This window comes from Pseudomonas sp. BN606, from assembly GCF_029873115.1.
In the GTDB taxonomy this organism is placed as follows: domain Bacteria; phylum Pseudomonadota; class Gammaproteobacteria; order Pseudomonadales; family Pseudomonadaceae; genus Metapseudomonas.
Window position 1 is genome coordinate 122,532 of the sequence record NZ_SSOF01000072.1, and the last position, 15,669, is coordinate 138,200.

At 60.0% G+C, this 15,669-nt stretch carries 11 protein-coding genes; 6 read left to right on the forward strand and 5 right to left on the reverse strand.

Annotated features, from left to right (window positions below):
- The first annotated feature begins 134 nt into the window (after window positions 1–134).
- From E8E75_RS14550 to fabI, 6 genes are read left to right on the forward strand one after another with little or no spacing between them, the layout of a single operon-like run.
- Entirely contained in the window at window positions 135–1,961 is a 1,827-nt protein-coding gene (locus E8E75_RS14550; RefSeq protein ID WP_120650300.1) for an extracellular solute-binding protein, read from the forward strand.
- Window positions 1,958–3,805: an extracellular solute-binding protein gene (locus tag E8E75_RS14555; RefSeq protein WP_120650298.1), complete on the forward strand. Its 1,848-nt coding sequence runs from the start codon at window positions 1,958–1,960 to the stop codon at window positions 3,803–3,805. Before E8E75_RS14550 ends, E8E75_RS14555 begins: the two co-directional genes overlap by 4 nt.
- Window positions 3,806–4,891: a microcin C ABC transporter permease YejB gene (locus tag E8E75_RS14560; protein WP_153917174.1), complete on the forward strand. Its 1,086-nt coding sequence runs from the start codon at window positions 3,806–3,808 to the stop codon at window positions 4,889–4,891. It begins immediately after the preceding gene.
- Between the two features lie 2 nt (window positions 4,892–4,893).
- Window positions 4,894–5,913 (forward strand): ABC transporter permease, encoded by a 1,020-nt coding sequence (locus tag E8E75_RS14565; protein ID WP_120650294.1) that lies wholly within the window; start codon window positions 4,894–4,896, stop codon window positions 5,911–5,913.
- A gap of 1 nt (window position 5,914) precedes the next feature.
- On the forward strand, window positions 5,915–7,522 hold the full coding sequence (locus E8E75_RS14570; protein ID WP_120650292.1) for an ABC transporter ATP-binding protein: 1,608 nt from the start codon (window positions 5,915–5,917) through the stop codon (window positions 7,520–7,522).
- A gap of 20 nt (window positions 7,523–7,542) precedes the next feature.
- Window positions 7,543–8,337 carry an enoyl-ACP reductase FabI gene (gene fabI / locus E8E75_RS14575; protein ID WP_120650290.1) on the forward strand — a complete coding sequence of 265 codons (795 nt, stop codon included), beginning with the start codon at window positions 7,543–7,545 and terminating at the stop codon, window positions 8,335–8,337.
- Window positions 8,338–8,516: 179 nt separating this feature from the next.
- On the opposite strand, the gene E8E75_RS14580 is transcribed toward fabI, so the two are convergent.
- The 5 genes from E8E75_RS14580 to clpP all read right to left on the reverse strand — a co-directional run bounded on the left by E8E75_RS14580 (window position 8,517) and on the right by clpP (window position 15,573).
- Window positions 8,517–10,391 (reverse strand): SurA N-terminal domain-containing protein, encoded by a 1,875-nt coding sequence (locus tag E8E75_RS14580; protein WP_153917175.1) that lies wholly within the window; start codon window positions 10,389–10,391, stop codon window positions 8,517–8,519.
- A gap of 212 nt (window positions 10,392–10,603) precedes the next feature.
- Window positions 10,604–10,876: a nucleoid-associated protein HU-beta gene (gene hupB / locus E8E75_RS14585; RefSeq protein ID WP_003087931.1), complete on the reverse strand. Its 273-nt coding sequence runs from the start codon at window positions 10,874–10,876 to the stop codon at window positions 10,604–10,606.
- Window positions 10,877–11,011: 135 nt separating this feature from the next.
- A complete protein-coding gene (gene lon / locus E8E75_RS14590) occupies window positions 11,012–13,408 on the reverse strand; it encodes an endopeptidase La (RefSeq protein ID WP_120650286.1) in 2,397 nt (798 codons plus the stop codon).
- A 133-nt stretch (window positions 13,409–13,541) separates the two neighbouring features.
- Entirely contained in the window at window positions 13,542–14,822 is a 1,281-nt protein-coding gene (gene clpX / locus E8E75_RS14595; protein WP_077523794.1) for an ATP-dependent Clp protease ATP-binding subunit ClpX, read from the reverse strand.
- A 109-nt stretch (window positions 14,823–14,931) separates the two neighbouring features.
- On the reverse strand, window positions 14,932–15,573 hold the full coding sequence (gene clpP, locus E8E75_RS14600) for an ATP-dependent Clp endopeptidase proteolytic subunit ClpP (protein WP_077523795.1): 642 nt from the start codon (window positions 15,571–15,573) through the stop codon (window positions 14,932–14,934).
- Between the last annotated feature and the right edge of the window lie 96 nt (window positions 15,574–15,669).

The following is a 15,669-nucleotide window of genomic DNA, read 5'->3' on the forward strand; positions in this document are numbered from 1 at the left end:
GCCAGCCGTTACCGCCGACACCCGCGGCGCGTGACCCCTGACACGATTTCGCCGGCCCGATGCCCGCGCCATCCCGCCAGCGAGGCCAGCACCCACATGCCCGACACGATATCCATGGATCGGACCCCCGCCTGATGCGTCGTCTTGCGTTCATGCTCATTGGCCTGCTGGCCCAACCCTGCTTCGCCAACCTGACCGAAAGCCACGGCTACGCTCAGTTCGGCGCCCTGAAATACCCCGCCAATTTCGACCATTTCGACTGGGTCAACCCCAACGCTCCCAAAGGCGGCACCTTGCGGGTGATGGCCTTCGGCACCTTCGACACGCTCAACCCTTACACCTTCAAGGGCACCAGCCCGGTGTCCACGCCGAACTTCCAGCAGTACGGCGTGACCGAGTTGAACGAGCCGCTGATGGTGGGCACCGGCCAGTACGACCCGTCCGGCGACGAACCTGCCTCCAGCTACGGCCTGATCGCCAAGAGCGTCGAGTACAGCGAGGACCGAAGCTGGGTGGTGTTCAACCTGCGCGAAGAAGCCCGCTTCCACGATGGAAAGCCGATAACCGCCTTCGATGTAGCCTTTTCCTACCGCACCCTGATCAAGAATGGCCACCCGCAGTACCGCACCAGCCTTCAGGAAGTAAAGCGGGTCGACATCCTCAACCGCCACCGCATCCGTTTCGTGCTCAAACGCGCCGGCAACCCGCTGCTGATTCTTCGCCTCGGCGAACTGCCGGTGCTGCCGCAGCACTATTGGAAGAACCGAGACTTCAAGGCGACCAGCTTCGAGCCGCCCTTGGGCAGTGGTCCCTATCGCATTACCCAGGTGAGGCCAGGGCGCAGCCTGGTGTTCGAGCGAGTCAAGGACTGGTGGGGCGAACAGCTTCCAGCCAACCGCGGCAAGTACAACTTCGACCGGGTTGAGGTGGAGTTCTACCGAGACAGCAACGTCGCCTTCGAAGCCTTCAAGGCCGGCGAGTTCGATTTTTACATCGAGCACCAGGCGAAGAACTGGGCCAACGGCTATCGTTTTCCAGCCATCGCCCGAGGGGATGTGATCCGCGCGGAGATTCCGCACCAGATCCCGACCCAGACACAGGCCCTGTTCATGAACACCCGACGCGCAGTGTTCGGCGACCGCAAGGTCCGCGAAGCCATGGGGCTGATGTTCGACTTCGAATGGACCAACCGCACGCTGTTCAACAACGCCTACATACGCGCCGCCAGCTATTACCCGAACAGCGAGTTCAGCGCCGTGGGCAAGCCCGAGGGGCATGAGTGGCTACTCCTATCCCCGCATCGCCAGGAATTGCCCGAGCCACTGTTCACTCAGCCTTTCCAGGTGCCAACCACAGAAGGCCGAGGCATTCCGCGGGAAACCCTTCGCCGTGCCCTGGGTCTATTGGCCGGAGCCGGATGGAAGTTGTCCGGCCAGCGCCTGGTAAATGATCGTGGCCAGCCGCTACGTTTCGAAATCCTGCTGGTCAATCCGAACCTTGAACGCATCCTCCAGCCCTACCGCGAAAATCTCGCCAGCATCGGCATCGACGTCAGCCTGCGTACGGTGGATCGCGCCCAGTACAAGCAGCGCCTGGACCACTTCGACTACGACATGATCCTCATGACCCTGCCGCAGACTCTGAGCCCCGGCCTGGAGCAATACCTCTACTTCCATTCCAGCCAGGTAGGCGTGAAGGGCAGCAAGAACTATGCGGGCGTCGCCAACCCGGTAGCCGACGAGATGATCGAGAAACTCCTCGGCGCCCAGAGCCGCGACGAACAGCTGGCCGCCGCACGCGCACTGGACCGCACCCTGCTGTGGCAGCACTACGGCATCCCCAACTGGTACATCAACTATCACCGCCTGGCGTACCGCAACCGGTTCGCCTTCGTCACCACGCCGCCCTACACCCTGGGCCTGCGCGCCTGGTGGCTGAAGCCCACGGAGAACGCCCGATGAGCAAAACGCTACGCAACCTTTGCCTGCAAGGCTGTGGCGCCCTGCTGCTATCCCTGGCCGGGCTCGCCATCGCCGAGCCGAAGTACGCCATCACCCTTTACGATGAGCCGGCCAAGTACCCGGAAAACTTCAAGAACTTCTCCTGGGTCAATCCGGATGCCCCCAAGGGAGGCATACTGCGCCTCGCCGGGGTTGGCGGATTCGACAGTCTCAACCCGTTCATCCCCCGCGGTAATTCAGCCGACCAGCTGGGCCTGATCTACGACAGCCTGACCTTCCACTCCCCGGACGAACCCTTCACCGAGTACGGCCTGCTGGCTGAAAAGATCGAGAAAGCGCCGGACAACAGCTACGTGCGCTTCTACCTGAACCCCAAGGCACGCTTCAATGACGGTCAGCCAGTGACCGCCGAAGACGTGGTCTTCACCTTCAACCTCCTGGTCGAGCACGGCGACCCCATGTACCGCCATTACTATGCGGACGTCGCCAAGGTGGAGGCGGAGGACAAACAACGTGTGCGCTTCGATTTCAAGCATCCAGGCAACCGCGAGCTGCCGCTGATCATCGGCCAGATCCAGGTGCTGCCCAAGCACTACTGGGAAGGCCGCGACTTCGGCAAGACCAACATGGAACCCCCGGTAGGCAGTGGCCCCTACCGTATTGCCAAGGTCGACGCCGGTCGCTCGATCCGCTACGAGCGGGTCAAGGACTGGTGGGCCAAGGACCTGTCAGTGACGCGCGGTTACTACAATTTCGACGCCATCACAGTGGACTACTACCGCGACATGTCGGTCTCCCTTGAAGCCTTCAAGGCCGGGCAGTTCGACTTCAACCTGGAGTATTCCGCCAAGGACTGGGCCACCGGCTACGAAGGCCCCGCCCTGCGCGCCGGCAAGATCCTCAAGGAAGCTATCCCCAACCACAATCCAACCGGCATGCAAGGTTTCGCCTTCAACATTCGCCGACCAGTATTCCAGGACCGTCGCGTGCGCGAAGCCATCGCCCAGCTGTTCGACTTCGAATGGGCGAACAAGCAACTCTTCTTCAGCTCCTACAAACGCACGAGCAGCTACTTCGAGAACTCGGAAATGGCTTCCCACGAGCTGCCTGACGCTGATGAACTGAAGATTCTCGAACCGCTGCGCGACCAAGTGCCGGCAGAAGTCTTCAGCCAGGTATTCCAGCCACCGGTCAGCGATGGCAGCGGCATCATCCGTGAACAAAAGCGTCGCGCTTACCAGCTGTTCATGGACGCCGGCTACAAGATCGAGAACGACAAAATGGTTGGCCCGGACGGCAAGCCCCTGGTCTTCGAGTTCCTTACCGCCCAGGCCAACCTCGAGCGAGTGATCCTCCCCTTCAAGCGCAACCTCGCCGAACTGGGTATAGACCTGCAGATCCGCCGCGTGGACGTATCCCAGTACATCAATCGACTGCGCTCGCGCGACTTCGACATGATTCCCGCCACCTGGGGCCAGTCCAACTCGCCGGGTAACGAACAGATGGAGTACTGGCATTCGCGCAGTGCCGACAGCGCCGGCAGCCGCAACTTCATCGGCCTGCGTGACCCTGCCATCGACAAACTGGTGGAAGGCCTGATCCGCGCCGACTCGCGCCAGAGCCTGGTGAAACACGCTCGCGCCCTGGACCGAGTACTGCTGTGGGGGCACTACGTGGTGCCCAACTACTACGTCGATACCTGGCGCGTCGCCTACTGGAACCACTTCCAGCGCCCGGACAGCACACCGCTGTATGACTTCGGCCTGATGACCTGGTGGCAGAAACCGGGCACGGAAACTGCTAGCCAGTCTGAGCAACCCACCTCCGAGCCGGATGCACAGTAAATGCTCGCCTACATACTCCGTCGACTGCTGCTGATCATTCCAACGCTGTTCGGCATCCTGCTGATCAACTTCATCATCATCCAGGCCGCTCCCGGCGGTCCGGTCGAGCAGATGATCGCCAAGCTGGAAGGCTTCGATGCCGCCGCGGGCGGCGCCACCGGTCGGATCTCCGGAGGTGGTTCGGAAGTTGCCACTGCTGGCTCCAACTACCGCGGAGCCCAAGGCCTCGACCCGGAACTGGTGGCCGAGATCGAGAAGATGTACGGCTTCGACAAGCCCGCCGCGGAACGCTTCTGGCTGATGATCACGAGCTACCTGAAGCTGGACTTCGGGACGAGCTTCTTCCGTGACGCCAAGGTTATCGACCTGATCATCGAGAAGTTGCCGGTGTCCATCTCCCTCGGGCTCTGGAGCACCCTGATCATGTACCTGGTGTCCATTCCCTTGGGAATCGCCAAGGCGGTACGCCACGGCAGCGCCTTCGACGTCTGGAGCAGCACCGCCATCATCGTCGGCTATGCCATTCCTGCCTTCCTGTTCGCCATCCTGCTGATCGTGCTTTTCGCCGGCGGCAGCTATTTCGACTGGTTCCCACTGCGCGGGCTCACCTCGAACAACTTCGACGAGCTTAGCTTCACCGAAAAGATTGCCGACTACTTCTGGCACCTGGCGCTACCGGTGACTGCCCTGGTGATCGGCAACTTCGCCACGCTCACACTGCTGACCAAGAACAGCTTCCTCGACGAGATCAACAAGCAGTACGTGGTCACCGCCCGCGCCAAGGGCCTGTCGGAAAATCGCGTGCTCTACGGCCACGTATTCCGCAATGCGATGCTGCTGATCATCGCTGGCTTCCCGTCGGCCTTCATCGGCATCTTCTTCACTGGCTCCCTGCTGATCGAGGTGATCTTCTCCCTAGATGGGCTGGGCCTGTTGAGCTTCGAGTCAGCCCTGAACCGCGACTATCCCGTGGTCTTCGGCACGCTCTTCATCTTCACTTTACTGGGGCTGGTCGTGAAACTGATTGGCGATCTCACCTACACCCTGGTCGATCCGCGTATCGACTTCGAAAGCCGGGAGGGTTGAGCATGGCCCTCTCCCCCATCAACCAGCGGCGCTTCGAGCGATTCAAGGCCAACAAGCGCGGCTGGTGGTCACTGTGGCTATTTCTGATCCTCTTTGTCCTGAGCCTGGGTGCCGAGATGATCGCCAACGACAAGCCTCTGGCGGTCAACTACGACGGCCAGTGGTATTTCCCCTTCCTCAAGCGCTACCCGGAAACCACTTTCGGTGGCGAATTCCCGCTGGAAGCCAACTACAAGACGCCCTATATCCGCGAACTGATCGAATCCAAGGGCGGCAGCATGATCTGGACGCCCATCCCGTTCAGCTACGAAACCATCAACTACGACCTCAAGGTGCCGGCCCCCGCGCCGCCCTCGGCGGACAACTGGCTGGGAACCGACGACCAGGGCCGCGATGTGCTGGCACGGGTAATCTACGGCTTCCGCGTATCGGTTCTGTTCGCCCTGACCCTGACCCTGCTCAGCTCGATCATCGGCGTGATCGCCGGCGCCCTGCAGGGCTTCTATGGCGGCTGGGTCGACCTGGTCGGGCAGCGTTTCCTGGAAATCTGGTCCGGCCTGCCGGTGCTCTACCTGCTGATCATCCTGGCCAGCTTCGTGCAGCCGAACTTCTGGTGGCTGCTGGGCATCATGCTGCTGTTCTCCTGGATGAGCCTGGTGGACGTGGTGCGGGCCGAGTTCCTCCGCGGCCGCAACCTGGAATACGTGCGTGCTGCGCGCGCCCTGGGCATGCAGAACGGCGCCATCATGTTCCGCCATATCCTGCCCAACGCCATGGTGTCCACCATGACTTTCATGCCGTTCATCCTGACCGGCGCAATCGGCACCCTCACCGCACTGGACTTCCTCGGCTTCGGCCTGCCGCCAGGAGCGCCCTCCCTCGGCGAGCTGGTGGCCCAGGGCAAATCCAACTTGCAGGCGCCCTGGCTCGGCATCTCCGCCTTCCTGGTGCTGGCGGCCATGCTGACCCTGCTGGTTTTCATCGGCGAAGCCGCGCGCGATGCCTTCGACCCGAGGAAGTGAGATGAGCGAGAACCTGATCGAAATCCGCGACCTCTCCGTCGAGTTTGTCAGCGGCGACAAGGCCCAACGCGTAGTCGAAGGCATCAATTTCGACATCCGCAAGGGCGAGACCCTGGCCCTGGTAGGCGAAAGCGGCTCCGGCAAGTCGGTGACCGCCCACTCCATCCTGCGCCTCCTGCCCTACCCGCTCGCCCGCCACCCGAGCGGCAGCATCCACTACGCCGGCAAGGACCTGCTGAAACTACCCGAGAACAAACTGCGGGGCATTCGTGGCAACCGCATCGCGATGGTCTTCCAGGAACCCATGACCTCGCTCAACCCGCTGCACAACATCGAGAAGCAGATCAACGAAGTGCTCGCCCTGCACAAGGGCCTGACAGGCAAGGCCGCCACGAAGCGGACCCTGGAACTGCTGGAGCTGGTCGGCATACCCGAACCGCACAAGCGCCTCAAGGCTTTCCCCCACGAGCTGTCTGGCGGCCAGCGGCAGCGGGTGATGATCGCGATGGCCCTGGCCAACGAGCCGGAACTGCTGATCGCCGACGAACCCACTACCGCGCTGGATGTCACCGTCCAGCTGAAGATTCTCGAACTGCTCAAGGAATTGCAGGCCCGCCTGGGCATGGCGCTGCTGCTGATCAGCCATGATCTGAACCTGGTTCGGCGAATTGCACATCGCGTATGTGTCATGCAGCGCGGTTGCATCGTCGAACAAGCGTCGTGTGATGAGCTGTTCCATGCACCGCAGCATCCCTACACCAAGGAACTGCTCGGCGCCGAGCCTTCGGGCCGGCCGGCAGAGAACCCCGAGGGCGCGCCACTGCTGGAGGTCGATGACCTGCGCGTGTGGTTCCCCATCAAGAAGGGGTTGCTGCGGCGCACCGTGGATCATGTAAAGGCCGTGGACGGCGTCAACTTCAGCCTGCCGCAGGGCCAAACCCTGGGCATCGTGGGCGAAAGTGGCTCTGGAAAGTCCACGCTGGGCCTGGCGATTCTCCGGCTGCTTGGCAGCCGGGGCGGCATCCGCTTCCAGGGCCAGTCCCTGGAAGGCCTGTCGCAAAAGGATGTGCGGCCGTTCCGGCGCGAGATGCAGGTGGTCTTCCAGGACCCCTTCGGCAGTCTTAGCCCACGCATGTGCGTGGGTCAGATTGTCGGAGAGGGTCTGCGAATCCACCGTATCGGCACCGAAGCGGAACAGGAACAAGCCATCATCGATGCGCTCCTGGAGGTAGGGTTGGATCCGGAAACCCGGCACCGCTACCCCCACGAGTTTTCCGGCGGGCAGCGGCAGCGGATTGCCATTGCCCGGGCATTGGTGCTGAAACCGGCACTGATCCTGCTGGACGAGCCCACCTCGGCGCTCGACCGGACGGTTCAGCGCCAGGTAGTGGAGTTGCTGCGCAGGCTACAGACCAAGTACAACCTGACCTACCTGTTCATCAGCCATGATCTGGCGGTGGTCAGGGCCCTGAGTCACCACCTGATGGTGATCAAGCACGGACAGGTGGTCGAACAGGGTCCGGCCGATGCCATCTTCGCTGCCCCACAGCACAGCTATACGAAGCAGTTGCTGGAAGCCGCATTCCTGGCTCCGGAAACTGCCCATTAACCAGAAGAGGATGAAAGCACATGGGTTTTCTCGCCGGTAAGCGCGTACTGATCGTTGGCGTAGCCAGCAAACTGTCCATCGCATCGGGCATCGCTGCAGCCATGCATCGCGAAGGCGCCGAGCTCGCCTTCACCTATCAGAACGAGAAACTGAAAGGCCGCGTGGAAGAGTTCGCCGAGGGCTGGGGCTCCAGCGCCGAGCTGTGCTTCCCCTGCGACGTGGCCAAGGACGAAGAAATCGTCGCGGTCTTCGAGGCCCTCGCCAAGAAGTGGGATGGCCTGGATTGCATCGTGCACTCCGTTGGCTTCGCCCCTGGCGACCAGCTGGACGGCGACTTTACCGAAGTCACCACTCGTGAAGGTTTCCGCATCGCCCACGACATCAGTGCCTACAGCTTCGTCGCCCTGGCCAAGGCCGGTCGCGAACTGATGAAAGGCCGCAACGGCAGCCTGCTGACCCTGTCCTACCTGGGTGCCGAGCGCACCATGCCGAACTACAACGTCATGGGCATGGCCAAGGCCAGCCTGGAAGCAGGCGTTCGCTACCTGGCCGGCAGCCTCGGCCCGGAAGGCACTCGCGTCAACGCGATCTCCGCCGGCCCGATCCGCACCCTGGCCGCTTCCGGCATCAAGAGCTTCCGCAAGATGCTCGCCGCCAACGAGAAGCAGACCCCCCTGCGCCGTAACGTGACCATCGAAGAAGTCGGCAACGCCGGCGCCTTCCTGTGCTCCGATCTGGCCTCGGGCATCAGCGGCGAAATCATGTACGTCGACGGTGGTTTCAACACCACCGCCATGGGCAATATCGAAGACTGATAGTCGCCCCCCAAAAAAGCCCGCACTCGTGCGGGCTTTTTTGTGGCCGTCACCGACGCGTCCACCCTGTAGGAGCGAGCCCTGCTCGCGAATCGGTTCGGTTCGGTTCGGTTCGGTTATTAAGCTGGGCGCACAAAAGAAAAAGGCCGCATAAGCGGCCTTCTTCTTCAGCGAATCGATCAGAAACGCTCGATCTTCGCTTTCTCTTCGACCTGGCGGCGGTAGGCAGCGAAATCCTGCTGGCCACTGCGCGAAGCAAGGAATCGGCTGTACATCGCCTTTTCCTGCTCGGAGAGTTTCTCCTCCGGCACATTGACGCCGTTCAGGCGAATTACAACGTAGTCGCCATTGTTCAGCTTCACACCAGTGAACTCAGGCCTGTCTGCAGCGGCCGGCTTCGGCATGCGGAACAGGGTCTGCAACAGCAAAGGCTCGACTCCCTCCTGGCTGCGGGTAGCGGCTTCTACCACGTTCCAGGATTGGCCTTCCTGAGCTTGCTCAACCGGGGTCTTGCCTTCGCGCAGACTGGCAATCAGCGCATCACCCTTGGCCTTGGCGGCTTCGCCTGCCTTCTGGCCCATCAGATGCTGACGAATGCTGTCACCGACCTTATCCAGGCCAAGCTGCTCAGGCTTCTTGTGCTCCTTGACGCGCAGGACGATCACGGTATCCGGGTCCAGCTCGATCGCCGAGCTGTTGGCACCGTCTTCCAGCACTTCCGGACTGAATGCAGCCTGGAGGACCTGGCGGTTGGCCGTCAGGCCTTCGCCACCTTCACGACCGAAGGGTGCGCTGGTCTTGACTTCCAGCTTCAGTTCCTGGGCCGGCTGGGCCAGGTCGGAAGCCTCGAACGCGGCGTCTTCAAGCTCCTTGCTCACTTCGACGAAACGCTGCTCAACTTGCTGGGCCTTGATGTCGTGCTCCAGCTTCGGCTTGAGGCTCTCGAAGCTCGGGACTTCAGGTGCTTGTACGCCCAGCAGCTTGATCAGGTGCCAGCCGTACTGGGTACGCACGGGGGCGGACACTTCACCCTGCTTCAGCGCATACAGCGATTCCTCGAAGGCAGGCTCATATACGCCAGGAGCTGCGAAGCCAAGGTCACCGCCATTGGCAGCAGAGCCGGAGTCATCGGAGAATTCCTTGGCCAGCGCGGCGAAGTCCTCGCCCTTGTCCAGGCGCTGCTTGACCTGCTCGATCTTCGCCTTGGCCTGTTCCTCGTTGAGCTTGTCGTTGACCTCCACCAGGATGTGGGCGGCCTGACGCTGCTCAGCCAGGTTGCTGATCTCTTTCTGGTACTGAGCCTTGAGGTCTTCTTCCTTGGCTTCGACCTGGTCGAAGAAGGCAGCCTTTTTCAGCTCGACATACTCGATCACAACCTGCTCGGCGCTCTTGAACTGGTCGACATGGGCGTCGTAATAAGTTTTCAGCTCTTCATCGGAAACGCTGACGGCAGCCGGATCAGCCTTGAGCGTCAGGGTCGCGAAATCGCGGGTCTGCTTCTCCAGGCGAGCGAAGGCTTCAACTTCCGCATCAGTCACGAAGCCACTACCAGCCAAGCCCGCACGCAGTTGGCCGATGAGCATTTCCTGCTCAAGCATCTGACGGAACTGCAGGCGGTTGTAGTTCATCTGGCGGATGACCTGATCGAAGCGGTCGGCATTGAACTTGCCGTCCACCTGGAACTCCGGCGTCTGCAGGATGAGCTGGTCAAGGGCGCCTTGCGAGAAAGCGAAATCGGCATCACCGGCTGCTTGCAGCAGGAGCTTGCGCTCAATCAGGCCCTTCAGCGCGGCTTCGCGCAGCAGCTTTTCGTCCAGCAGGGAAGCATCGAAGTCCTTGCCCAGTTGCTGCTGCAACTGGCGGCGCTGCATGTTCACAGCTTCGCTCAACTGGTCCAGAGTGATTTCGTCACCGTTGACCTCAGCCGCGTTCTGGCGATTGCTGGTGGCATTGAAAATGGCGTCGAAGCCGGTCAGCGCCAGCAGTGCGATGATTACGCCAATAATGGTTTTGGCAATCCACCCCTGTGAATTGTCCCGTATGTTCTGCAGCATGGGTCCCCCAGAAACGGCCGCATTAAGTCGCAGCCGAGTAACGCGGGTAGAGTATCCGAATATGAGAAAGGCGCATCCAAGGATGCGCCTTCTCGTAGCTTGCGGAGTCTGAGATTCGACCTCTCTGGTGGTAGGAAGAAACTCTCCGCTTCCACCGCTCCGCTATCGGGTCAGGTTGAACCCGACCCGGTCGGGCAGAGCCCAAAAGACGCTTAGTTGACGGCGTCTTTCAGAGCTTTGCCGGCTTTGAAGCCAGGGATCTTGGCAGCAGCGATCTTGATCGGCTTGCCAGTCTGCGGGTTACGGCCAGTACGAGCGGCACGCTCTTTAACAGCGAAAGTACCGAAGCCAACCAGCACCACGGAGTCACCAGCCTTCAGAGCGCCAGTAACGGATTCGATAACTGCGTCCAGCGCGCGGCCAGCTACAGCTTTCGGGATGTCAGCAGATGCGGCGATAGCATCAATCAGTTCCGACTTGTTCACTCTTAAGTCCCCTTATTTCTGTTGAGTTGTTTCTTAGTTGTTTGGTGTAAGCAAAGCGGGTGCTGGATGGCCTGCTAACACATAAGAGCCGCTTTATAACAAGGGCTCGAAAAATGTGTCAAGAAAGCCCCCCGGCTAATGCGTGCTGATTCGCTCCTTGGAATCAGTCTCGCGCTTGTCATCCTTTGCAACCATCTCCGGAGCCGCATCGGGCAAGGGCTCCGGGGCGTATTGCAGCGCAATTTGCAGGACCTCGTCAATCCATTTAACCGGTTTAATCGCCAAGTCTTGCTTGATATTTTCGGGAATTTCTTTGAGATCGCGCACATTCTCTTCGGGAATGATCACGGTCTTGATTCCACCACGATGCGCAGCCAGTAACTTCTCTTTCAAACCACCAATCGCGAGCACCTGGCCACGCAAGGTGATTTCCCCGGTCATGGCTACATCGGCACGAACCGGAATCTGCGTCATGGCTGAAACGAGGGCCGTGCACATTCCGATGCCGGCGCTCGGGCCATCCTTCGGAGTGGCCCCTTCAGGCATATGAATGTGAATGTCGCGTTTTTCATGGAAGTCGGCGGGAATACCAAGGCTCTTCGCACGACTACGAACCACGGTAAGCGCAGCCGTAATGGACTCTGCCATCACGTCACCCAGCGAACCGGTCTTGGTCAACTGGCCCTTGCCGGGAACGACCGCGGCCTCGATGGTCAGCAACTCACCACCAACTTGGGTCCAGGCCAGACCAGTCACCTGACCGATCTGATCCTGCTGCTCGGCCAGCCCGTAGCGATATTTGCGCACGCCCAGGAAATGCTCGAGGGATTCAGCCGTGACCTGTACAGCGAAGCGCTTCTCACGGGCATGCTCCTTCACGGCCTTGCGGCAAACCTTGGCAATCTGGCGCTCAAGGCTACGCACACCGGCTTCGCGGGTGTAGTAGCGAATGATGTCGCGGATGGCTGCCTCGTCGAATTCCAGCTCGCCCTTCTTCAGACCGTTGGCTTTGGTCTGCTTGGGTGCGAGGTACTTGACCGCGATGTTTACCTTTTCGTCTTCCGTGTAACCCGGCAACCGAATCACTTCCATACGATCCAGCAACGGGGCCGGAATGTTCATGGAGTTGGCGGTGCAGAGGAACATCACGTCCGAGAGGTCGTAATCGACTTCCAGGTAATGGTCGTTGAAGTTGTGATTCTGCTCAGGATCGAGCACTTCCAGCAGTGCAGACGCAGGATCACCGCGCATGTCGCTGCCCATCTTGTCGATTTCGTCGAGCAGGAACAGGGGGTTGCGCACGCCAACCTTGGTCATCTTCTGGATCAGGCGACCCGGCATGGAACCAATATATGTGCGGCGGTGGCCACGGATTTCAGCCTCGTCGCGCACACCACCCAAGGCCATGCGTACGAACTTGCGATTGGTGGCACGGGCAATGGACTCGGCCAGTGAGGTCTTGCCCACGCCGGGCGGGCCAACCAGGCAAAGTACGGGGCCTTTTACCTTCTTCACGCGCTTCTGCACGGCGAGGTATTCAAGGATACGCTCCTTGACCTCATCCAGACCGTAATGGTCGGCATCGAGGATGTCTTCGGCCTTGGCCAAGTCCAGGCGAACCTTGCTCTCGGCCTTCCACGGCACATTGACCAGCCAATCGATGTAGGAGCGCACTACAGTCGCTTCAGCAGACATCGGCGACATCTGCTTCAGCTTGTTCAGCTCGGCATTGGCCTTGGCCATTGCCTCCTTGGTCAGGCCGGCGTTGTCGATGCGCTTCTTCAGCTCTTCGACTTCGTTGTGACCTTCATCGATGTCGCCCAGCTCCTTCTGAATGGCCTTCATCTGCTCATTCAGGTAGTACTCACGCTGGCTGCGCTCCATCTGCTTCTTGACGCGACCACGAATGCGCTTCTCGACCTGCAACAAGTCTATTTCGGCATCCAGCAACGCCAGCACATGCTCAACGCGCTCGGATAGATCAGTCAGCTCGAGAATTTCCTGCTTCTGCTCAATCTTGAGCGCCATATGAGCAGCCATGGTGTCCACCAGACGGCCCGGCTCGTCGATGCTGTTCAGCGAGGAGAGCACCTCGGAAGGCACTTTCTTGCCCAGCTGCACATACTGTTCGAACTGGCTGAGCAAGCTGCGGATGAATACTTCGGATTCGCGTTCGCCCGCATCGACTTCATCGACCAGACTGACTTCGGCGCGGCAATGCCCATCCACTTCGATGAAACGTTCGATCGAGCCACGCTGCTCGCCCTCAACCAGCACCTTCACGGTGCCGTCCGGCAGTTTCAGCAACTGGAGCACAGTGGCGACGGTGCCCATGCGATACAGGGCGTCTTCGCCCGGATCGTCATCGGCGGGGTTCTTCTGGGCAACCAGGAGAATCTGCTTGTCCCCCGTCATCGCAGCCTCGAGTGCTTCGATGGATTTCTCACGCCCTACGAAAAGCGGGATGACCATGTGCGGATAGACGACGACATCGCGCAATGGCAGGAGAGGTAATTCAGCAGTCGTATTCATGGTATCAGCTCTACGGCGGCCCTAAGGCCGTAAACAGATGGGAAAACCCTTGGCCCTAAGATGGGGTTAGGCCCGGGAAAAAACAAGCTTTGAGGCAGGAAATACAAAGGGGCCCGCAGGCCCCTTTGTTTCATCAAGCGTCAGGCGCCGCCTTGGCAGGCTGCTCGTTGTTCTCGTAGATCAACAGAGGCTTGGACGATCCTTCGATGACACTTTCGTCGATGACTACCTTGCTTACATCTGTTTGAGAGGGAATCTCATACATGGTGTCGAGCAGAATTCCTTCGAGGATGGAACGCAGGCCACGAGCACCAGTCTTGCGCTCGAGCGCACGATGGGCAACGGCCTTGAGAGCATCGGGACGGAACTCGAGGTCTACACCTTCCATTTCGAACAGTTTGGTGTACTGCTTGGTCAGCGCATTCTTCGGCTCGGTGAGAATCTGCATCAGCGCAGCTTCGTCCAGCTCGTCGAGAGTAGCGATGACTGGCAGACGGCCGACGAACTCGGGGATCAGGCCGAATTTCACCAGATCTTCCGGCTCGACTTCGCGGAGAGCCTCACCCACCTTCTTGCCCAGGTCCTTGCTTCGAACCTCTGCGTTGAAGCCGATGCCACCTCTAGTGGAACGGTTCTGGATTACTTTCTCCAGCCCGGCAAACGCACCACCACAGATAAACAGGATGTTGCGGGTGTCGACCTGCAGGAACTCCTGCTGCGGATGCTTGCGTCCACCCTGCGGAGGAACTGAGGCAACGGTGCCCTCGATCAGCTTCAGTAACGCCTGCTGCACGCCTTCACCCGAAACATCGCGGGTAATCGACGGGTTATCGGACTTACGGGAAATCTTGTCGATTTCGTCGATGTAGACGATCCCCATCTGGGCCTTCTCGACGTCGTAGTCACACTTCTGCAGCAACTTCTGGATGATGTTCTCGACGTCCTCGCCAACGTAGCCAGCCTCAGTGAGGGTGGTCGCATCGGCGATGGTGAAGGGAACATTCAGCAAACGAGCCAGTGTTTCGGCCAGCAGGGTCTTACCCGAACCGGTCGGGCCGATCAGCAGGATGTTGCTCTTGCCCAGCTCGACATCATCTTTCTTGTCACGCTGGTTCAGACGCTTGTAGTGGTTGTACACCGCTACCGCGAGCACTTTCTTCGCACGTTCCTGGCCAATCACATACTGGTCGAGGATGTTGCGGATTTCCTTTGGCGCGGGCAGCTTGTGCGCACTGCTCTCGGCCTGGGCTTCCTGCACCTCCTCACGGATGATGTCATTGCACAGGTCGACGCACTCGTCGCAGATAAATACGGAGGGACCGGCAATCAGTTTGCGCACTTCGTGCTGGCTTTTGCCGCAGAAGGAGCAATAAAGCAGCTTGCCGTTGTCCTCGCCGTTGCGGGTGTCAGTCATTCGATCGATCCAATCGGGTAGGCGTGAAACACAAGATGAAGGCAAATGCGGGCATTTTCAACCCCGCGAAACGGCCGGATATTCTCCGGCCGCGGTCCTGCGGATGGGCTTAACCCGCGATCTGGCGCTTGTTGAGCACCTGATCTATCAGGCCGTATTTGACTGCTTCGTCGCCGCTCATGAAGTTGTCGCGGTCGGTATCGCGGGCAATCACGTCGATAGGCTGGCCACAGTGGTCAGCCAGGATCTTGTTCAGGCGCTCGCGGATGGTCAGGATTTCACGGGCGTGAATCTCGATATCCGACGCCTGGCCCTGGAAGCCGCCCAGCGGCTGGTGAATCATCATCCGAGAATGCGGCAGGCAGTAACGCTTGCCTGCAGCACCACCAGCCAGCAACAGCGCACCCATGCTGCACGCCTGACCAATGCAAAGGGTCGAAACGTCGGGTTTGATGAATTGCATGGTGTCGTAGATCGACATGCCGGCGGTAACCGAACCACCCGGAGAGTTAATGTAGAGCTGGATGTCCTTGTCGGGGTTCTCAGCCTCGAGGAACAGAAGCTGCGCCACCACCAAATTGGCCATGTAGTCCTCGACCGGGCCCACCAGGAAAATTACGCGCTCCTTCAACAGGCGCGAGTAGATGTCGTAGGCGCGCTCACCACGGGCGGACTGCTCGATCACCATCGGCACCAAGCCGCCAGCGGCTTGGATGTCAGGCATTTGCTGCATAAAAGAATTGCGGGACATGTCCTGCGATCACTCCCTAATTGAATAGTCATGTCTTAAAGACGCATAAGCCAGCTCGGAGGCTGGCTTATGGTGTACTCGAAGGAGGCGGAACAA